Below are 19,601 nucleotides of genomic sequence, written 5' to 3' on the forward strand. Positions count from 1 at the left end.
ATTCATAGTCGGCCTTTGAAATAGGTGGGCGGTGGAGGACGGCGCAGACACTGAAAGTGCGTTGCAGTCCTGCCGCCCGTGCGCGGGGTCGCGTTCGGTCAGCGGCTGGCGATGGCCTGTTTTTTCATCGCCGTTCCCAGCCGCTCAATGTCTTTTTTGACGCCGCAGCCGTCGTGCAGCTGATGCGCCCTTGCAAGGTGGGTCATCGCCTCCGAAGCCCTGCCCGCATCGCGAAGCACGTACCCGGTTATCTTGTGCAGCTTGGCGCGCACCTGATCGGGCATGTCTTCGGATTCCGTCATCGCAATGGTTGCCAGCAGCGGGTCAACATCGACCGGCGCTTTTGCCGTCCAGGCGCGCGTTGCCGCGCTGGCGACTTCCTCGGCCAGCAGATAGGGCAGGCTGGCGCGCTTAAAGCCGTCAGGCGACACAAGGCCATGCGCTAGGGCGTACCGGGCAATCTCCAGCGCGCCGGTCACGTCGCCCGCATCGAGCCGCCAGATCATGACGGTCATCAGTACGGCATCCTGTGCGCCTTTGCCTTTCTCCAGCACACCGGACACCCACGGCAGGTACTCAGGCAGCAGCTGACGCTTCATTTCCGCCTTCCGCTCGTTAGAGTGCACTTTCTTCAGGCGGCGCTTGTCGTAGTTCAGCTTGATGAGCATCTGCTCATAGCCGCTGGCGTGGCGCAGCGGGTTGTCGGCGTTCTGCGAGGCTTCGATAGCCTGCTGGCGCATGCGGTGAAGTCGGGCAGGGCTTAACATGCGTTACGCCTCCGTTTTTTCGGTGTCGGCAGCGCCGCCGTTTTCTGCCGCTGCTTCCTGCGTTGTGGCTGCAGGTTCAGCGAACACACCGACTTCGATGTTTTCAACCAGGCAACCGGCCGCATAATCCTCGATCACATAGTCCTCGTTAATGGACTCGTAGTTTTCGATGCGGTCGCGCTTCGGTACTTCGTCAATCAGACGGCGGTGCGTTCCTTCCTGCCAGTAAATCGACAGGTTATCGGTGCGGGTAATAAACATGGCGTCGGCCGGGAAGTACGGCACGCGCACCGCTGGCAGACCGCCGATGCGTTTCTGACTGATAATGACGTCAGCGGCCAGCTGCTCGGTGTTGGCCTGCGACTGGTTGACGATCGGGAAGTATTTATCAGCCAGCAGCTGACGGCCCACGATAACAACCAACTCCGGGTCTTCCTGATACCACGGCTCGATCAGGGTGTTGGTGGCATCCATCACCAGCGCATCAAGGTTGGCGTAATCTCCGTTTTTACCGACGCGGATTTTTTCAGAGACGACGGTGCCGTTTTCGTCGGTGATTTTGCTCATCACGCGCGCCGGTGCATCGTTGCGGTACTTCTGCAGCCAGCCGACGGCCACGTCCTGCAGCATCGGGTTCCTGGCGCGGTTCGAGGTTTTGGCGCGGGTCACGCCATTGAAGCCGATCATGATGCGGTCAAGCGCCTGACGCTTCACGATGGCGTCACGCAGACGGGCCTGAAAATCTTCATAACGCGCCCACAGGTCGAGCGTGTTATAGCGGATATGAAAGTCGTAGTTGACCTGCACACACTCATAGCCCTGTTTATCCAGCGCGGCAAAATCAGCGGTTTCGCGCTCATCGCCGCCTGCCGTATCGGTCACGCTGGCAATTGAGCCGGACACGCCGATCCCGATTTTCTCGCCCTTCATTTCGGACACCGGCACGATGTTGATGCGGGTCAGGAAGTCGGAAGATTCCTGCACGCGGTTCATCAGTGTCTGCGTGACCGTCGGCTCAACGGTAAATTTCTTGTTCATGTCGTCGGTTTCGACGCCGTTCAGCTCGGCGAGGCGGGTCATGAACTGGTTAAACTTGAAGCGGGTATTCTTGCGCATTGGCGTTCCTGTTTATCTCTGTGTTGGGTTTTAACGTTCAGGCAACGCCTGATTAGCAGTCGGTCTGCGCGCCGGACTTCGGATCGCTGCCGGTTGCCGCCGGGCGGCTGTTAAAGCTGCCGTCGGTCTGCGAAAGCTGGCCCTGCAGCGCAGCGAAAGCGGCGCGGTCTTCCCCGGCCTGCTGCTCGATAGCCTCCAGACGTGCGGTGACGGATTGCTCCAGCGCCGACAGCTCCTGCGTCTGGCTCTCCGCGTTCAGCTGTACCTGCTCAGCGACGGCCGTTACCGCCGCGCTGACGTCAGCGAACTGCTCGCCATCGGTTTTCTTTTTGGCAGAGAACATCGCCGAGATGCGCGCCAGCAGTGAAGGTGACGGCTCGGCCATCTCTTCAAACTCGATCACGGTTTCTTCAGCGGCAGTAAAGAGGTTGCCTTTATCCTGCTTGCGTGACGCCAGCGGATTAACTTTGGCCGTGGCGCTGAAGCTCAGAATCTCCGTGCCGAGGCTTGCCGGGTCGTCGGTGACGGCAAGGCCGACCAGATACGCCTCGCCCGTGTCGGCGAACTCAGGGTTAACTTCAATGGAGGTGTAGATTTTCTGGCGCGCTTTGGTCAGCTCGACCAGTTCAGGCGTCGGATCAATCCAGCCAAACAGCGCCAGCTTACCTTTGAGCGGGCCGTCGCCGATTTCTTCAGCCTCGACGGCGGTCACGTCACCAAAGCGGCGGAAAGTGCTGTCGGCGGCATAGCCCCGGATGTGTTCCATGTTGATGCGTGCGCCGTACATTTCCGGGCTGTAGTTTTTCGCCATCTGCGAAATCCAGTCACGGGAAATGACACGGCCGTCAGTGGTTGCGCCTTCAACTGCGATACGAAAACGCTTTGCTTTGATTGCTGCCATTAATCAGGCTCCGGTCAGGTGTTGGGTCGGTTCGGGGCCAGTTTCCCCGTCACCACACAATCCCTCAACGAATGCCAGCCCGCTGATGCATCAGCAAACAGGGACAGCAGGCGCGCCATTTTCGGCCCCGGTAGCCTTGCCGTTATGAAAACGACACCGACAACCATCATCAGCGATCCGCGCCGTCAGGCCGCGCTGCTTTACTGGCAGGGTTATTCCGTGCGCCAGATTGCGGAGACGCTCGGACAGAAAACGCCAACCGTGCAGAGCTGGAAGCTGCGCGACGCGTGGGACAACGTTGCGCCCATCAGTCGCGTGGAATCCAGCATGGAGGCCCGGCTGATCCAGCTCATCATGAAAGAGGTCAAGGGGAATGGTGATTACAAAGAGATAGACGCGCTCGGCCGTCAGATTGAGCGCCTTGCCCGCGTTGAGCGCTACCGCAGCAGCGGCAACGAGGCCGACTTAAACCCCAACGTGCGCAACCGCAACAAAGGCGAGCGCCAGCCGGTTGTTAAAAATGAGTTCAGCGAGGAACAGACAGACAAGCTGACCGGCGTGTTTATGGATAACTGCTTTGAGTATCAGCTCAACTGGCATAAAGCCGGGCTGACTCACCGCATCCGCAATATCCTGAAGTCGCGCCAGATTGGCGCAACGTTCTACTTTGCCCGCGAGGCGCTGATCGATGCGCTGACCACCGGCCGCAACCAGATTTTTCTTTCGGCCAGCAAAGCGCAGGCGCATGTCTTTAAAAACTACATCATCGACTTTGCCCGCCAGGCTGACGTTGACCTGAAAGGCGATCCCATCGTGCTGCCGAACGGGGCGCGCCTGATATTTCTTGGCACGAACGTGCGTACCGCGCAGAGCTACACCGGCAACCTCTATCTGGACGAATATTTCTGGATCCCGAAATTTCAGGAGCTGCGCAAAGTTGCCAGCGGCATGTCGCTGCACAAGAAATGGCGCACGACCTATTTTTCAACGCCGTCGGCTCTTTCACACAGCGCTTATCCGTTCTGGTCAGGCGAGCTGTTTAACAAGGGGCGGCGCAACAGAGATGATCGCATCGAGATAGACCTGTCGCATTCACACCTGGCAAAAGGCGCGCTATGCGGTGACGGGCAGTGGCGGCAGATTGTCACGGTTGAGGATGCGCTGACTGGCGGCTGCAACCTGTTCGACATTGAGCAACTGCAGCTTGAATACAGCCCGGCGGAATATCAGAACCTGCTGATGTGTGATTTTGTCGATGATGAGGCGAGCGTGTTCCCGTTTGCAGAGCTGCAGAGCTGCATGATCGACAGCCTGGAAGAGTGGGAAGATTTTAACCCGTATCTGCCGCGCCCCTTTGCATACCGGCCGGTCTGGATCGGGTATGACCCGTCGCACACCGGCGACAGCGCAGGCTGTGCGGTTATCGCGCCGCCGCTCGTTGCGGGCGGTAAGTTCCGCGTGCTGGAGCGTCACCAGTGGCGGGGCATGGACTTTGCCGCGCAGGCGAAATCTATCGAGGACTTAACGAAAAAATACACCGTTGAATATATCGGCGTGGATGCCACCGGCATCGGCCAGGGTGTTTTCCAGCTGGTACGCCAGTTTTACCCGGCCGCGCGTGAGATCAAATACTCGCCGGAAGTTAAAACCGCAATGGTGCTGAAGGCGAAAGACACAATCAGCAGCGGGCGGCTTGAGTATGACGCCGGGGCAACGGACATCACGCAGTCGTTTATGGCTATCCGCAAAACCATGACGGCCAGCGGCAACCGCTCAACCTATGAGGCGAGCCGCAGTGAAGAGGCCAGCCACGCCGACGTCGCCTGGGCAATCATGCACGCACTGTTAAACGAACCGCTTACCGCAGCCAGCGGCGGCGCTAACCCCTCAATTCTGGAGTTTTACTGATGAGCAAACGCAGAGGCCGCAAGGCTCACACCGCCACCGCGCAGCCGTTACAGGCTACAGCACCACAGCAGCACGCCGAGGCGTTTACCTTTGGCGATCCGACGCCGGTCATGGATAAGCGCGACATTCTGGATTATGCCGAGTGCATCGGTAACGGGCGCTGGTTTGAGCCGCCGGTCAGTTTTAGCGGGCTGGCTAAAAGCCTGCGCTCAGCTGTACATCACAGCTCGCCGATTTACGTAAAGCGCAACATTCTGGCATCAACCTTTATCCCGCACCCGATGATGAGTCAGCAGGAGTTCAGCAAGTTTGCGCTTGATTACTTGGTCTTCGGCAACGCCTTTGCCGAGCTGCGCCGCAATGGTCTGGGTAAGCCGCTGCGCCTTGAAACCACACCGGCCAAATTCACCCGCAGGGGCGTGAAGGACGGCGTTTACTGGTTTGTGAATGACTGGAAAGAGCCGCATGAGTTTTCGGCCGGCAGCGTGTTTCACCTGCTGGAGCCGGATATCAATCAGGAGCTGTACGGCCTGCCTGAATACCTCAGCGCGCTTAATTCCGCCTGGCTGAATGAGGCGGCGACTCTGTTCCGCCGCAAGTATTATCAGAACGGCGCGCACGCCGGTTACATCCTGTATATGACCGATGCGGCGCAGAGCAGCAGCGACGTTGACCGGATGCGGCAGGCGATGCGCGACACGAAAGGGCTGGGTAATTTCCGCAACCTGTTCATGTACGCGCCGAACGGTAAGCCGGACGGGATTAAGATTCTGCCGCTTAGCGAGGTGGCGACGAAAGACGATTTCTTTAACATCAAGAAAGCCAGCCGCGATGACCTGTTAAGCGCGCACCGCGTGCCGCCGCAGATGATGGGGATTATCCCTGACAACTCCGGCGGGTTCGGTGACGCGGTGAAAGCGTCTCAGGTGTTTGTGCGTAACGAGCTGACACCTCTGCAGGAGCGATTTAAAGAAATAAACAATTGGCTTAAAGAGGATGTTATTTCTTTTCAGTCTTACTCATTATAATTAACGGCTTGAGGTAGGCCAATATAATTGGCCTACCTCAAGTTATTCATAATTTAATTCACCAAATAAACCAATCATCAAATCCTCATCTATTACTTCAAATGGTAGCTCAACATAATCATCAGGATGTCTAGGCTTAGCTCTTCCATCGTGAGGCGCATTTTTAGTATGCCCTTTAACATGCTCGCCATTTTCCTTAATGTATGGAAAAACTACAATGCGGCCATGATTTTTTGAAATGATTGTTCCTTGATGCCACAGGGCTTCGCCACTTTTAGATTGCTCACTACTGTGTGATGCTTTCACAGTCCAACCAATACCACCTTCTTCTTCATACCAAAATACATAGCTACCAGCCATAAGGACTTTTTGCCCTTTGTTTTTAGCATCACTAAGCATTCTTTTGATACTAGCCAGCTGAAGTAGCTGGTTTGCTCTAGGAAGTAACATTATTCTAATTTCAGATTTGGTTTTACCCCAATGATCAGCACCTGATAAGCCGAAAGCTCTAGCTATAATTTCTCTATATGCAATTTTAGCTGTTCTCTCGTTATACCTATAGCTATCTGACCAAGCTATTTTATCAGTGTGAGTTAAAGATCTTCCTAGAACTCTTCTGTTTCCTTTAAGGTGAGCAATCTCTATCAAAGGATTTTTATTAAGCTCCCCCATTAATTCATCTAATAAATCGACGTGATTTTTCTGCAAATAATATGAAGGAATTTCGATCTCTTCTTTTGCAGGCCGAGGGGCAGATTCAACAGTCTTTAAAGCAGCAGCAAGCATTAATTTCTCTTCTTTTAATAACCTAGCTCTAGCTTTAATTGCCTTGTCCGCTTTAAGCAAAAGAGATTCTTTTAATTCATCACTTTCAGTTGATAATTTTATTTGAGTGGCTATATTTTTGTTAATTATATCCGACTCTTGAATACATTCTTCAAAACTTGAATACGAAACAATCCTCTTGGTAGTCTCAAGCTTATCAAACCTTTTTTTCCACCGAAACGATGAAATGCCTCCATCTGTATAGTTAAATAGCACCCAGTCATCAAATAAGGCGCGGTAAGTTGGATAAACCGCAATTATCAAATCATATGGATATTCCGTGCTTCTCATTGAGAGTCCTTAGCTAATTTTTTATTTATAGGTAATATAGTTAGATTAAATGACGAGGTTGCAAGCTGTGAAAATGTGATAAAGAGTAATAACGAATAATTCATTAGCGAGCATGAACAGTCAAGTTTTTTTCTTTGGACTAAAACATTGTTAAAAGAGGTGAGAGCGTTTTTTGGTCACCAATGATTTCTTTGTTGCAAAGCGCTGCGCGCGCAATGCTATCCCCGCCACGCCTGCCCGCTTTATGCATCGCTTTTCATGCATGTGCATGTGTTACCTCTTAACGCGCCAGCACTGGCTTCACACACGTTGAGCGATCCAATTTGGATCATGCGGATTCATGCAAGCATATGCACTTTGATGCAGAAGCAAAAAGCCACCTGAAAGGTGGCTAGTGAACGGTAGGGAAGGGGCAATTAATCATTCTGCCTGGTAGTAAATATCGGCTTCGAAAATAGCTGTGTCGATTGTCTCTGCCATGTCGCTGATCATCGACAGTGCCATTTTTAATTCATCTTCTTTGCAATGTGCGATCAGCGATACGTCAGCAATGAACTGAATGCGTGCAACCGTCTCGCTTAGATTATCTATATCCATCAAATGATTAACTCCTTCTAGTCAAAATATACTGTATGTATAAACAGTATCATGATGAGCTAAAATCGTAAACAAGCGTGCGGCTCAGATTAGTCCGACTGCCGTTTTATTAATCAGGTAGCTGTATGCCTCTTTTTCTCGCGAGCGCAATGAAGCGCTTTAGTGGAGTGGGAATTTTGCGCCGTTTATGGAAAAGGTAGCCGCCTGTACCGCTCCAGTAAGAAAGCTCCCCAACCTTGATTGTGTGGCCGTTCATCATGCGCACAGCTTCACCATCGGACAGTATTAACCTTGAGATCTCAAAGAAACTCTTTTTCAACGCCTCCCGTTCTGTGCATTGACTCACTTCAGGTGGATATTTGTCCGGCTCAGGTTGCTCCTGCGCTGACTTTTCTCTTAATCGCTTTAGAATCCTTCTGCGCTCGGCACGAGTAAATGGCTTTGTAAAATCGATAGTACCTTCAGAATCTGCTTGCTCCGTACAGTTATTGACAGAACTCCGAGAGGACGCAGGCGCGTCCTTAAATTCAAAACCCCAATCAACGGCACGTTTCGGGACAATCTTCCATTGCATCAGACGGGTTAAAATTGGCATATCGTTGCCAACTTCAGTTGCGTAAACACCCTTGATACGCACGGTTTCCTCTCCGTACTCATTCATGTCTTCGCTTGCCTGATACCAGGTGCGCACAGCCAGCTCGTCGCGGCGCACAAATGGGCCGCCCTGCGCGTTAACGTATCCGGCCCAGTCGCCTGCGTCGGCTGCATCATGCGCTGCCGCAAACTCGACACTAAGCCCGTGTGCGGTTTCGCTGTCAGCCATTCGGCGCAGTTCGCGGTAAACCGTGACCGGCGCGCCGCCCACAAACTGGAATTGTCGGATGTGCCAGCGTGCCGCCCAGGCAGAAACGGCCGAGGCGGTTTCCTTAAGGTCTTTGCCGCTTTCGTCGTCTGTCTCACCGTCCAGCGCATAGCCGTCGATATTTTTGGAAATGTATTTAGCAACGTAACCCGTTGCGCTGCCTTTCTCCGGATCGATAGCCTCGGCGTGAAAACGGGCCTTACGGGCCTTGTCGGTTGTCAGCTCGCTGCCGTCTTCCTGACAGGCGTAGTCGCGAATAATCTCGCGCACACGCTCAGCCTGCTCCGGGCGCATAAACATAAGCATGTGCCAGTGCGGGGTCGCATCATGATGAGGCTCAGCAACGCGGATCCCGAAGATGCGGATTTCTTCGCGATGCAGCTTGGCTCGGATTTTCTGCCAGACGCTGCAGAGATAACGCTGCGTGTCGGCCGGGCAGGCACCGTTCCATTTACGGTTACGATGCCCGGTTTTGATTGTGGCGTGATAGCGCGCGGGGGCGGTCAGCGTGTAGAACTCGCCGATAAAGCCCATTTCATTGCAGATGTTTTCAAAACCACGAATACGGGTCATCAACTCGCAGCGGCGGATCGCCGGGTTGGCCACGCTGCCGTCGTATTTCTCAATCAGGCTGATGCGGTTGCCTTCTTCGTCTTCCAGCTCCATTCCCTTCAGAAATTCACGGGTGCGGCGCTTCTGCTCGCGCCACTCTGAAACGGTCATGCTGCTGGCGTAGGGTGTGTGTTTTTTGCTGACGTTAGCTAGGGCAATCTGAAGATGCTCACGCCATGATGCGGCCACGCGGCGCAGTCGGCCTTTCCACCATTTTTCCGTCTGCATACGCATGATCGCCGGGGTAACTTCCTCCGGGTCAAACAGCCGCGACGTGACTTTATCCCACAATGGCGGCGTCTGGCTCAGTTCACGGGTGATGGTAGCGGCAGTCATGTAAACGCGGTGCGTGTATTTGTAATCTGACTCGTCGCTGGACTGCGCGTGAGCCTGTACCAGCTCGGCGAGGATGAAATTAGCCACATCCCCGGCCAGCAAATCGACGTCGGCGCGAGCCATATCCGGCAGTCGGTTGAAGCGGCGCATCAGCTCCCATAGCTGACCACCTGCGCTGGCCGCGCCATCCTGTTTAGTGGCATTACCTGCCAGCAAGTTAAATGCGCCGCCGCTCATTTCACGGAGGCGATATTGAGCGTTAACGGTTTCGACGCGTGGCAATGTGCGCTCAACGAAGGTTTTCGTTAAGTACGCATTGGCACGCTCAATACCCTGTGTTTTTTCCAACTCACTAAACCGACGCTTTACATCAATCTGAATCAGCGTCGGTTGCTTTTCGAGTAGTTCCTGCGCACGCACTAAAGCCGCAATCATCTGAGTGCGGCTGTGCATTTCCTCATAGGTTGGGTATGGGCTGGCAATGGCTTCCCGTGGAGCATTCCACGGGTAAACGTATGCTTGCGGCACATCAGAAATAGTATTAGTTTCTTCGCTGATATTAAGAAGGGAGGCATCCAATGGAACCGGAATCATTTACTCAACGCCCTTATTACGCCGAGAATATTCATTTTCTGGATGGCGTGAGAGCGCCTCTACGCGCTGTAAGACTTTTATCAGCGCACGACATGTATGCTGCTTGCGACGCGTTTTTGGGTCAGACACAAAACTACCGACCAGAGCGCTGGCTTGGCTCAAAATCCAGTCGAGACGATCTTGTTCGTCTTTTCGTATGGAGTTTTGGAGCAGAGTGGCTACCTCACGGAGAATGGAAAGGCTCAGTTCAGCGCGCATTGAATAGCGTGCGCCAACAGCTAATGAGCAACCGTAGACACGAATTCGATGAGTGGGACGATTGGGAATCTCTACAGTCAGATATTCACATTTCGCTTCAAGCGACTCGCAAGACTGTTGAGTTTTTCTGCGCGGGCGACCCGCGATTTCTGCCAATGCCGACAGACCTGTTCTTGGTCCCTGATCACTTCGGGAAATTTCTTTGCTCACTTGTTGCCGGCACTGTGAGTCCGGCATGGATCGCAACGGTTGATAGCGAAATGACACCGGGATGCCGTAATGGGCTGCATCCGATTTATGCTGAACGTGAGATTTAGAATTGCTCATGCCGCACCGCCTTTGCGTGAATTGCCGAATCTTTCTTCGATGTCCTGGCAATTAACGCAGCGTGTAACTCCGTAAGTAGCGCGGCGACGTTTTTCAGGGATAGGAGCGTTGCAGTCTTCACAGAAAAATACAGATACACCGACAGGTCGATTAGTGATTAACGCAATATTGCGAGCCAGCATTTCGTCGGTGCGCTGCTGTACGATGTCCATTGAGTCAGCCATTAGTGCGCCTCCTCAATCTGTGCCTGGATTTTTTCCGCTTCCTGATTAAGCAGCTCGGCTGCTTCGATGTGTGTCATTCCATCACTACGAATTTTCCACGCCAATACATTGAGGCGGGAGGCCATAAGTTCTGCACGAGCAAGACGCTCTTCGCGACGCGCATCATTCAGCATCATATCGAGTTCGATATAAGAATCAGGCTTAGTGGTACCAGGTAATTTATTCAGCATATGATTTCCTCGTATTCAGGCAAAGCGAATCCCGGCGGGTTTACGCCAATTAATCGCTTTGATTTATTTAGTTCGAAAGAGTCATTCGTTTGGGGAATAAACTCACAACGGCTTTCAGATGGTTCATTGCGCGAATAAGTGCGTTTCTTTCATCGGTAGTGAGATCAGTAAAATCGGCTGAGTGCCGGTCTTTGCCGATGTGCGCTAGGAAAAAAATGGCGCTTAACACACGTTTGTTATCCTGATAATTACTGTCAGTCACATCGCGCATTTCAGCAATAAAACGGGCTACATCTTTTTCGCAATTACCGCCCATCAGTTGCGCGCGGAGTAGAGCGACATGATTCAGGGCGGCAACGCGTTGACCGGTTGTCAGTTCGACCAACATGGAATCGCCTTCAATAGCCATGATTTGCTCCTCTTAGGTAATGCTTGTGCTTTGACTTCTGAAGCTGACGGCGTTACTGGATTCCAGCGCTTACCGTTTTCTCCGATGATCAAGCCGTGTCCGTATGACATTGATGGGCTTTGGCGTTTAAGCCTTGCAGCCAATGAGATCATGATTACCCCTTAACTCATGCCAAATGATGCCCCGATGCCGCTGATAGCATCTACAGTTGAGGACAGTGCCGGGTTAGCCTGAATGCGCGCCTGCACTGCCATTGCCGCCAGAGTTAAGCAGCGAATTCCGCTATTAACGTTTTGCAGAAGGCCACGTTTACAGTTGGCTGTCATAGGTTCTGTAGAGGTTGCCCCAGCTGCTAACTGGCCTACTTCTGCGGTGGCTTTCATGACATACAGGGGGAATTTTTCATCAGCGACTTCGTTTACCGGCACGCAGGGGAGGCACTGGATTTGCGCCAGCAGGCCATCAACTAACGTTGCATCCTCAGTGACATCAGTAAGAGCTAAAACTTCTAATACGGTAAGCTGATGCGGCTGGTCTGGATTCAGCTTATTACGCAGGGTTTGCGCACGAATCCCGGACTGCTTCGCGATATCTTCAATGTTATGAGCTAGTGCAAATTTGCGACATGCATCGTCGTAATGGGCATGGGTAGAAACCTTGAAATCAAACATGTTCAGATCCTTCTTAACTTGCAAAATCAAGTTACGGTTTGATGTAGCGGCATTTGATTGCTTGCTGCCGATTCTTCTCACGCCAGGCAGCAATATTGATAAGCGGATTACCATGCTTGGTCATGGTGGTTTCTACTACTTCGCCGGTCTTACGGTTGGTGCGGTTCTGTGTGTAGGTGAAAGATGGGGTAGGAGCGAGCAGCACAACACCGTTAGCAATCCACTTCTCCAGCACCGACAGGCTAATACGGTTAGCTGCAGCAAAGTCCTGCTTAGACATTGTTGGGGATGTGGCAAGCGTGACGGCTTTGTTTACGGCGTCGTTTACTGCTTCGCTGATGGCAGGCATTAAAATCGCTGCAACATTGGCAATAAAATCTTGAGATTGCACTAAGTCAAATGCGTTTTGACTGTTTGCATTTTCAGTATGCATAACGCAGTATCTCCTTTAGGTCGTTTTGTTCTACTGTGTTTCATGTGGTGTGAAAGCACTTTAGATCGTAAAAGCGATTTGGTAAATGATTATTTATCACTTTTCGGTGTTTTTTATGATCTCGAAGAAAGAAGACAGTGCGCGGATTCTTGAAAGACTTATGTCTTCGTATGGTGTCAATACCCAGAAGGAACTCGCGAATTGTCTTGGTATACCTGCTAACAACATCAGTGGTTGGACTCAACGAGGCCGTGTGCCAGGCAATGCTATTATTAAGTGTGCATTAGATACTGGCGCAGACTTGAAGTGGCTAAGTGGCGGCGAACTTGCAAAAGCAAATTCTACTGAACCGGATTTTAGTCGTAAGGGCGCTGCATTATATGGCGAAATTATGTCAAACGGCGGGAGGCCCGTCCTGCGGCGAATCATGGACGCTTACGGTTTCACCTTGCAAAAACAACTTTGCGACTTGTTAAATATTTCTTCGGGTACGGTCAGTACATGGATTCGTCGTGGCTACTTTCCCGGCGATGTTGTTATAACTTGCGCACTCGATACGGGCGTATCATTGGAATGGTTAGCTACGGGTCAAACTAAGCGTAGCAATACTGTTAGAGACGGTGATAATAGAGCTGTTTTTGTACCTAAATTTAGATTAGAAGGAGGCAGGCTAATTGAGGATGGTTTGTGGGCAACAGATATTAGCCTTTTTCAGGCAGGGTCAGAAAAAATAATTTACGTGGAAGGTGTGACACGTTCTTGGTTGATTAACGATCAGAAGGAAGAGATTGGTAATGGACGTTGGGTTGTTAATATAGACAATTCTTATGATGTTTTTGATTTATTCAGACTACCTGGAAACAGGCTAACTATTTCTAATGAAAAAATAAGCTTAGAGTGTAAATCTGAAGAAATAAGCATTTTTGGAATGGTTTTGTTTACTATCGAGAGACATGTTTAAAACTAAAAACCTAAAGGAATTTAAGGATTTTTATGTATAGAATTCAGAGTGTTGAAATTAGCGGCTTCTGGCAAAGACTTAATGCTAAATGTAGTTTTAATGATGATGTTAACATTATCATTGGAAGAAATGGCACTGGCAAGACGACATTTATGAATATATTAAATAGTATTCTTTCTGTTGATCTTGAAGGAATTAACAATAACGATTTCGAGTCGGCAGAAATTAAGCTTAAAGATGGTAAAAAGACTAAGACTATTAAGATTAGCAAGCAAGACTCTGAAAAGTTACCATTTACTATTATTGAATATCAAGTTTCATCTAAAAAATATCCTCTTCGAGTAATCAATAGTGATGATAGGCGCTTATCTGCAAGCTATCGTAGAAAGTCATTTGAAGAATCCGAAGAGCTTCGAGCTATACTGGAAAAATTAGTCTCTTTGTCTTCGTTGTCGGTTTATCGTTTGAGAAATGGTGAGGAATATGAGGTTAGAGATAAATACGGTCTTCGCCTTATTAATCCGATTGATTTTAGATTGGGCCAGCTATTACAAAATTTAACTAAGTATCAATTAGATTTATCTCAACGTGCCCGCGAGATAGCAAATAACTTACAAAAAGATGTTCTTGCATCAATACTATATAGCCAAGAAGACTTTGATGACGTTTATGCTTTCGATTTCGAAAAGGAAAGAGAAAAAAGCAATCTGATTTCTGCCTATTCGCAACTAAATGCTATGGATGCAAACGTTAGAAAGCGTATAAGCTATCATGTTGATAACATAGAAAAAACATTTGTTGAGATTAGAAATGTTAAAAAGAAAGAGGCGCCTTTAAATGTTGATTTTCGTTCTTTAGAAGCGCATCGTAAAACACAAAAAATAATTAAGATGTCGCTTCAATCAAAAGAATTAACTGAGAAGATATTTGCACCCATTGAACTTTTCTTAAACACCCTTAAAGAATTTATAATAGAAAAACATTTCTCTTTCGTTGCAGGAGAGTTAACTATTAATAATACTAGTGGTGAAATCAAGCCAGAACATTTATCTTCTGGCGAAAAACAATTGTTAATTTTATTTATTGAAACTTTGCTTCAGCGTCAACAGCAGTATGTTTTTTTAACTGATGAGCCTGAGTTGTCTTTACATATTGCCTGGCAAAGAAAAATAATCCCAGCTATTAAAAGGCTAAATCCAAATGCGCAGGTTATTGCAGCAACTCACTCTCCTGAAGTAGCTTCAAAATACAGGGACTCAATCTTTGATATGGAGAAATTAGTTCATGTCTGAGTTAGTCTATTCTCAAGAAGCAGAAAGTATTTTAAATCTTTTTTATCAAGCTGATTACATGGTATATGTAGAAGGAGAGGACGACATATGCTTTTGGGAGGTAGTTTTAAATAAAACATCAAGTCTTAAATTTGAAATACAAGACGTCGGTGGTTGCGATCTCCTGTTGCCATACATAGAAAAAGTAAAGAATGAAGAAAGTAATTGTATTGTGGCTTGCGACTCTGATTTGATTAAATTTAGCCCAGAATATCAAGACGTTAAAGGTGTTATCAGAACCTACGGATATTCAATTGAAAATTCATTTGTTACTCCTAAAACTGTTTTGAGGGTGATAAAATTATTAGGTAAAATAAATGCCCGAGAAATGCCAAATGTAGACTATGAACAATGGTTGAATAACTTCAATCAAAAGTTTTTTAGATTAATATGCTTGGATATTTACAATTTCCTCAATAATAGAGGTGTGTCGGTAGTAGGTGATAATGCAAGTAGGTTTATGATCTCTAAAAACTCATATGAGATTTGTGAATTGAAGATTGAAGATTTTATTCAATCTCTTCCACAAGATTTCATAGAGTTAGATCCCATTACCATAAGCTCCTTGATTCAACCTGAAATCCCTTCAATTGACTTTTGGATAAGAGGGCACTTCCTATTTTCGGCGGCGCAAAGATACATCAGCGGAATGTTAAAATCTATGGGTAAAAAGGTTTCATTATCTACAGAATCACTTTACTCAAATTTGATAAGCTCTTTCGAAATACAATTTAATGAGAATCACGAGCAGTATAGTCACTACAAAAATCAGATGGATTTTCTCTTGTGAAAGTTTAGTTGGATAGCTTTCAAAGCCATTTGATCGCCATCTTGCCTTCTAACTTGTTGAATAAAAAGGCCGAGTTTAGTATTCGGTCTTTTTTTGGCTGGTATTTATATTGAATTTTTCATCGGTGCGAAAAATATCCCGAACCTGTCCTGTTCAAACTATTCCCACCACTTATTTCTTACCCAATATGTTGAGACACTTTTTCGTTATAACGAAGTTATTTTTAGCGAAGAGTTTTTGCGCAAAATACTCCCCATATGCCACCTCATACCCTCGCCTGACAGACCTTAGTATTTCGTGAAATGTTCAACGCATATGGCATAACCGTGCCCCGCTTTCTGCCTTCTGTCGTATTGACAGAAATTGTTCAGGCGACTAACGCTCCCGTCTCACTTCAGGTGAAGATGGCTTCACAGCATCTCTGCCGACATTATCTGCGCTGGCTCAAGCCGTTTCACCCGTTGGCGCTGCACGGCCCGAACGTTCCGCAGCGGACAACGAAGTCATCAGTCAGGCATCTTTAAAGATAAGGACATAGGTCTGATCAGACAGAAGAGGCACTTAGTTTTAAAGGTGTTCAGGGGGAAAGGAAGGCTTGCGATCAGAGTTTGGTGATAAGCTATCAGGTAATGATCGTTTTATCTTCCTGTGGCACTATAAAACGGCCATTGTCATAAACGAGGGATTGAGTATGACTTCAGGAACAGCAGCGAGGCAGGAACCCGGACGTTACTATACTTTTGAGTCGAGATTGCCTGAGGGCGTTTTTTTTGAGTTTCGACCCAGCCATTTGCCCAGAAACGCAAAGCCTGTAACCGATGAAAACAGTGGTATGTGTATAGGATACACGGTCGCACAGGCCCCGGGATTATGGCAGGTTTATGATGTCCAGGGGCATTTTGTCAGGCTGGAAGAAGCACCACTTGAAACACCATTATTTGATCCAACTGATATTGCCCTTTTTGGATTAGGGGTTTTCCGTATTCTTCGAACGGGACGAGTTCTGTTTGAATCAGGGGCACGTGCGGCACTTTCAGCAAAAATTAGTCAGGGTACGTTATCTCTTTTGCGAGGGCGGTTAAAATTCGGTCTGCATGCGCGCAGTCTCAAAATGACGGAAGCAGCCGCAAAGCATATGTACGATCCTGCTCGATATGTTCCTTTGCAAATTCAGGAAAAAACTATTCGTTATGGCAAGTGCATGCCAGATCCTCGTGAAGGAGAAGGAATGTTCCGTTACGAAACAGATATCTATAAATTGCGCTTCGATAAGCACCGTCGGGAGTATGTTTATCAGAAGTACAGATTTGAGGTGATTGTCAGAGAATCTGACTGGACAATATCTCATTTTAAATATTTTTATTAACTAACAGGAACATTTCCATGTTTGATCTCAGGAGTGAAGAATTTACTTTCGTAATCGCGCCTTATGAACGCGTGGTGGAGAATGAAGTCGATCCTGTTAACCATAACTGGGACTGGATAAAATCCTGGGTAGAATTCTCGGTAAGCGGCCTTAACGTAGCGTTTAAAACGGAATTTACCGTTGGAGAATTGAAACTATTGAAAAAAGAATTTGCATCTTTCCAGCAGGCGATAATTAATCAGCAAAAGCTTAAATCGTTCACATATCAGAGTGATATTCATCAGCTTGATATGATAGTGACAAATGAAAACAGTATTGATAGTGTCACTATCGAATTTATTCTTCGCCCGGAACCCCATGCCGACAGTGTTCAGGTTAAAGGCAGTTTTGGCCTTGATGAAACCTATTTTCCCGATGTTTTAAAACGACTTGATGAAATGATTGAATGGCAGAATTAGGCTGGTTATTCATTACATCTGTTTCCTCTCATGCGAGAGAACTGTCACCCTGAATACTGCAGGCGACGGGCTGATGCGTGATGCACAGGCCCGGCGTCCTTCCTCGGCTACGGATGCTCGCCAGCAGGAGTCACTGCATTCTTAATCTGTCTGGTTCACGATAACCCGTTCGCTCAATTGCCGCTTTTTGCTGATTTTATTGCGCAGGTCATTAATCCCCCCCTTTTCAGAAAATGATATTTTCAGCCTGCCCGCAGAATTATAAAATGCTGGTTTAACAGGGAGATATACCATGAAGAATGTTGTGCTAAGTATGCTTGCCAAGATTTCACAAATAGATGCAAGCACCAAACAACTCACCGCGCGCGTTGAGGCGCAGTCTCTGTTGATCAGTGCGCTGGTGCTCGCGGTAAGTAAGCAGGGCGGCGTAACGGAGATGATCGAGGGCGCGAACAAGGCGATCAACACGGTAATTGACTCCGCAGACTCAGATGAAATGCTCAAGTCTGATGCGGCACTTCTTTTAAGCGAACTTCAGGATTTACTGATTATCTCTCGCGCGGTTGATGGCGCAGATGAAGAAATCAATCATGAGGCACTCAATGAGCTGGCCGGGGTGACCTCACCCGCACAGCTTCTTCAGGAAGATAACTGATTCGTTGCCTCTGGCCCGCCGCGCGCGGGCTTTTCAGTTCCATTTCTCTTTGAGCAACGCTCTCAGATCCCTTTCAGACAGGCCTTCCCCCAGGGTAAGAGATTTCCAGTGCAGGGCAGGGCGTTAAATAAAGCGACAGGACAAAAAAGGCTCTGTCATTATCAAAGGAACGTTATGCAGCGCAATCAGAGACACCCATGAAACGTGCATTATTGTGGCTGCTTCACTCTTTTTCAGATTGGATTGCTATTGCCGTTATTGTGGCGGGCATCTATCTCTTCATTAGCTTTGTGCCGCAGCATGCAACGCTGCTCAGTGTTGCATGGGTTGTCACCATTTCTTATCTCTATATCCGATACAGCCGCGGATAGTGATGACGTCCTGCGGGTGATCCGCTCTGATTCTTAGCCCGGGCAACCACCCGGAGAGGATACATTGTCGTAACGTAACAGGGTCAGAAGCACCGCAAAACCTCATCCGTAATCGCTTCACATTGACCATAGTCAATGTACTCTGCGAGCCTCCGTAAACGCGTAAATACGTTTATCCCGCGTATAAAAAAGCAGACGTACCCTGAGGCGGTGATATTCAACCAGGATGCGTTATGTTTTTGAAAAAAGTTATACCCTGTCTGATTTTAGCGCTGGCAAGTTCAGCTATGTCCGGCTGTGTGATGGCGGAAGGTGGTCATCATCATTATGGTCACGCTTCTGACTGGCATCATCATGGCCGACCGGCTATGCCAGATGCGTCTCAGCACATGGGGCCGCCGACTGCGGCATCCCGGCATATGGGCCCCCCGCCTGTCCGGAACCCCTCTCAGCATATGGGCCCGCCGCCGGCACCGTCCTCTGACAGCGGCATCCATCGCTGGCATGCATAAGCGCCACGCATGTGGCACCGCCTTCACAGAATGCAACACAACCTCACTGGCTCGCACCCAAAGCTCAACGGTCAGCTTGTTATCACGGCCGTTTGGCTTATTCTGAACGTTCAATCAAATGGAGGAACGTTTATGAAAGCGGCAATAGCAAATAGTGAACACCAGGTTGAAGTTGTTGAGAAGACACTGCGTCCTCTCAAAACCGGCGAAGCACGGCTCAGGATGGAATGCTGTGGTGTATGCCATACCGATTTGCATGTGAAGAACGGCGACTTTGGTGATAAAACCGGTGTCACGCTGGGTCACGAAGGTATCGGGATTGTTGAAGAGGTTGCGCCGGATGTGACCTCTCTCAAGCCGGGCGATCGCGCCAGCGTGGCCTGGTTCTTCAAGGGCTGCGGTCACTGTGAATACTGTAACTCCGGTAATGAAACGCTCTGCCGGGAGGTGGTTAATGCGGGTTATACCGCCGATGGTGGTATGGCTGAAGAGTGTATCGTGGTTGCAGACTACTCGGTCAAGGTTCCCGAGGGGCTGGACCCTTTTGCAGCCAGCAGCGTAACCTGCGCCGGCGTCACCACCTATAAAGCGGTGAAGGTCTCTGAGGTCAAACCGGGCCAGTGGCTGGCGATTTATGGTCTCGGCGGGTTAGGTAATCTCGCCCTGCAGTATGCCAAAAATGTCTTTAACGCCAAAGTGATCGCCATTGATGTGAGCGACGGCCAGCTGGCGCTGGCAAAAGAGATGGGTGCCGACCTGGTGGTGAAC

Annotated in this window: 23 protein-coding genes; 10 read left to right on the forward strand and 13 right to left on the reverse strand. The window is 49.1% G+C overall.

Translation table 11 applies throughout. The features are described 5' to 3' along the window. Nucleotides 1–98: 98 nt before the first annotated feature. From CKF42_RS19565 to CKF42_RS19575, 3 genes are read right to left on the reverse strand one after another with little or no spacing between them, the layout of a single operon-like run. Entirely contained in the window at nt 99–767 is a 669-nt protein-coding gene (locus CKF42_RS19565; protein WP_111208985.1) for a terminase endonuclease subunit, read from the reverse strand. A gap of 3 nt (nt 768–770) precedes the next feature. Continuing rightward, nucleotides 771–1,883: a phage major capsid protein, P2 family gene (locus CKF42_RS19570; protein ID WP_111208986.1), complete on the reverse strand. Its 1,113-nt coding sequence runs from the start codon at nt 1,881–1,883 to the stop codon at nt 771–773. A gap of 52 nt (nt 1,884–1,935) precedes the next feature. Next, nucleotides 1,936–2,784: a GPO family capsid scaffolding protein gene (locus CKF42_RS19575; protein ID WP_111208987.1), complete on the reverse strand. Its 849-nt coding sequence runs from the start codon at nt 2,782–2,784 to the stop codon at nt 1,936–1,938. A gap of 144 nt (nt 2,785–2,928) precedes the next feature. On the opposite strand from CKF42_RS19575, the gene CKF42_RS19580 reads away from it, so the two are divergent. Together CKF42_RS19580 and CKF42_RS19585 are read left to right on the forward strand one after the other, a co-directional pair. Then, entirely contained in the window at nt 2,929–4,692 is a 1,764-nt protein-coding gene (locus CKF42_RS19580) for a terminase ATPase subunit family protein (RefSeq protein ID WP_061704129.1), read from the forward strand. Further along, entirely contained in the window at nt 4,692–5,720 is a 1,029-nt protein-coding gene (locus CKF42_RS19585; protein WP_111208988.1) for a phage portal protein, read from the forward strand. Before CKF42_RS19580 ends, CKF42_RS19585 begins: the two co-directional genes overlap by 1 nt. A gap of 42 nt (nt 5,721–5,762) precedes the next feature. Here CKF42_RS19585 and CKF42_RS19590 read toward each other — a convergent pair whose 3' ends face one another. The 10 genes from CKF42_RS19590 to CKF42_RS19630 form a co-directional block, all read right to left on the reverse strand. Beyond that, complete coding sequence (locus tag CKF42_RS19590; protein ID WP_111208989.1) at nt 5,763–6,836, reverse strand: hypothetical protein; 1,074 nt, start codon at nt 6,834–6,836, stop codon at nt 5,763–5,765. A 420-nt stretch (nt 6,837–7,256) separates the two neighbouring features. Continuing rightward, nucleotides 7,257–7,433 carry a hypothetical protein gene (locus CKF42_RS21260; protein WP_199559892.1) on the reverse strand — a complete coding sequence of 59 codons (177 nt, stop codon included), beginning with the start codon at nt 7,431–7,433 and terminating at the stop codon, nt 7,257–7,259. A gap of 109 nt (nt 7,434–7,542) precedes the next feature. Then, complete coding sequence (locus CKF42_RS19595) at nt 7,543–9,771, reverse strand: replication endonuclease (protein WP_111209001.1); 2,229 nt, start codon at nt 9,769–9,771, stop codon at nt 7,543–7,545. 66 nt (nt 9,772–9,837) lie between these two features. Next, a complete protein-coding gene (locus tag CKF42_RS21130) occupies nt 9,838–10,422 on the reverse strand; it encodes a hypothetical protein (RefSeq protein ID WP_146239961.1) in 585 nt (194 codons plus the stop codon). Further along, nucleotides 10,419–10,646, reverse strand: coding sequence for a TraR/DksA family transcriptional regulator (locus CKF42_RS19605; RefSeq protein WP_111208991.1), 228 nt, complete (start codon nt 10,644–10,646; stop codon nt 10,419–10,421). The genes CKF42_RS21130 and CKF42_RS19605 overlap by 4 nt, the downstream gene beginning before the upstream one ends. Then, complete coding sequence (locus tag CKF42_RS19610; RefSeq protein ID WP_111208992.1) at nt 10,646–10,876, reverse strand: DUF2732 family protein; 231 nt, start codon at nt 10,874–10,876, stop codon at nt 10,646–10,648. Before CKF42_RS19610 ends, CKF42_RS19605 begins: the two co-directional genes overlap by 1 nt. A gap of 67 nt (nt 10,877–10,943) precedes the next feature. Next, the gene (locus CKF42_RS19615) at nt 10,944–11,285 is read right to left on the reverse strand and encodes a DUF5347 family protein (protein ID WP_111208993.1); all 342 of its coding nucleotides are present in this window, start codon (nt 11,283–11,285) and stop codon (nt 10,944–10,946) included. Beyond that, nucleotides 11,249–11,437, reverse strand: coding sequence for a phage filamentation protein Fil family protein (locus tag CKF42_RS19620; RefSeq protein ID WP_111208994.1), 189 nt, complete (start codon nt 11,435–11,437; stop codon nt 11,249–11,251). Before CKF42_RS19620 ends, CKF42_RS19615 begins: the two co-directional genes overlap by 37 nt. 9 nt (nt 11,438–11,446) lie before the next feature. Beyond that, nucleotides 11,447–11,956, reverse strand: coding sequence for a phage regulatory CII family protein (locus CKF42_RS19625; protein ID WP_111208995.1), 510 nt, complete (start codon nt 11,954–11,956; stop codon nt 11,447–11,449). Nucleotides 11,957–11,987: 31 nt separating this feature from the next. Beyond that, the gene (locus tag CKF42_RS19630) at nt 11,988–12,389 is read right to left on the reverse strand and encodes a hypothetical protein (protein ID WP_111208996.1); all 402 of its coding nucleotides are present in this window, start codon (nt 12,387–12,389) and stop codon (nt 11,988–11,990) included. An 85-nt stretch (nt 12,390–12,474) separates the two neighbouring features. Here CKF42_RS19630 and CKF42_RS19635 point away from each other — a divergent pair, with 85 nt between their 5' ends. From CKF42_RS19635 to adhP, 8 genes are all read left to right on the forward strand, one after another. After that, on the forward strand, nt 12,475–13,350 hold the full coding sequence (locus CKF42_RS19635) for a phage repressor protein CI (protein WP_233501062.1): 876 nt from the start codon (nt 12,475–12,477) through the stop codon (nt 13,348–13,350). 32 nt (nt 13,351–13,382) lie between these two features. Next, nucleotides 13,383–14,642, forward strand: a complete 1,260-nt coding sequence (locus CKF42_RS19640) for an AAA family ATPase (RefSeq protein WP_111208997.1) — start codon at nt 13,383–13,385, stop codon at nt 14,640–14,642. Continuing rightward, nucleotides 14,635–15,471 (forward strand): DUF4435 domain-containing protein, encoded by an 837-nt coding sequence (locus CKF42_RS19645; protein WP_111208998.1) that lies wholly within the window; start codon nt 14,635–14,637, stop codon nt 15,469–15,471. Before CKF42_RS19640 ends, CKF42_RS19645 begins: the two co-directional genes overlap by 8 nt. A 595-nt stretch (nt 15,472–16,066) precedes the next feature. Beyond that, nucleotides 16,067–16,837, forward strand: a complete 771-nt coding sequence (locus CKF42_RS19650) for a hypothetical protein (protein WP_233501063.1) — start codon at nt 16,067–16,069, stop codon at nt 16,835–16,837. Between the two features lie 17 nt (nt 16,838–16,854). Then, entirely contained in the window at nt 16,855–17,295 is a 441-nt protein-coding gene (locus tag CKF42_RS19655; RefSeq protein ID WP_111208999.1) for a hypothetical protein, read from the forward strand. Between the two features lie 292 nt (nt 17,296–17,587). Continuing rightward, nucleotides 17,588–17,950 carry an anti-adapter protein IraP gene (gene iraP / locus CKF42_RS19660; RefSeq protein ID WP_033736214.1) on the forward strand — a complete coding sequence of 121 codons (363 nt, stop codon included), beginning with the start codon at nt 17,588–17,590 and terminating at the stop codon, nt 17,948–17,950. A 197-nt stretch (nt 17,951–18,147) separates the two neighbouring features. Then, nucleotides 18,148–18,321, forward strand: a complete 174-nt coding sequence (locus tag CKF42_RS21265; RefSeq protein ID WP_009089766.1) for a hypothetical protein — start codon at nt 18,148–18,150, stop codon at nt 18,319–18,321. Nucleotides 18,322–18,965: 644 nt separating this feature from the next. Further along, a partial coding sequence (gene adhP / locus CKF42_RS19670; protein ID WP_111209004.1) for an alcohol dehydrogenase AdhP occupies nt 18,966–19,601 on the forward strand: 636 nt, incomplete at its 3' end.

Origin of the sequence: Pantoea sp. ARC270, from assembly GCF_003236725.1 — a bacterium.
Classification (GTDB): Bacteria; Pseudomonadota; Gammaproteobacteria; order Enterobacterales; family Enterobacteriaceae; genus Pantoea; species Pantoea anthophila.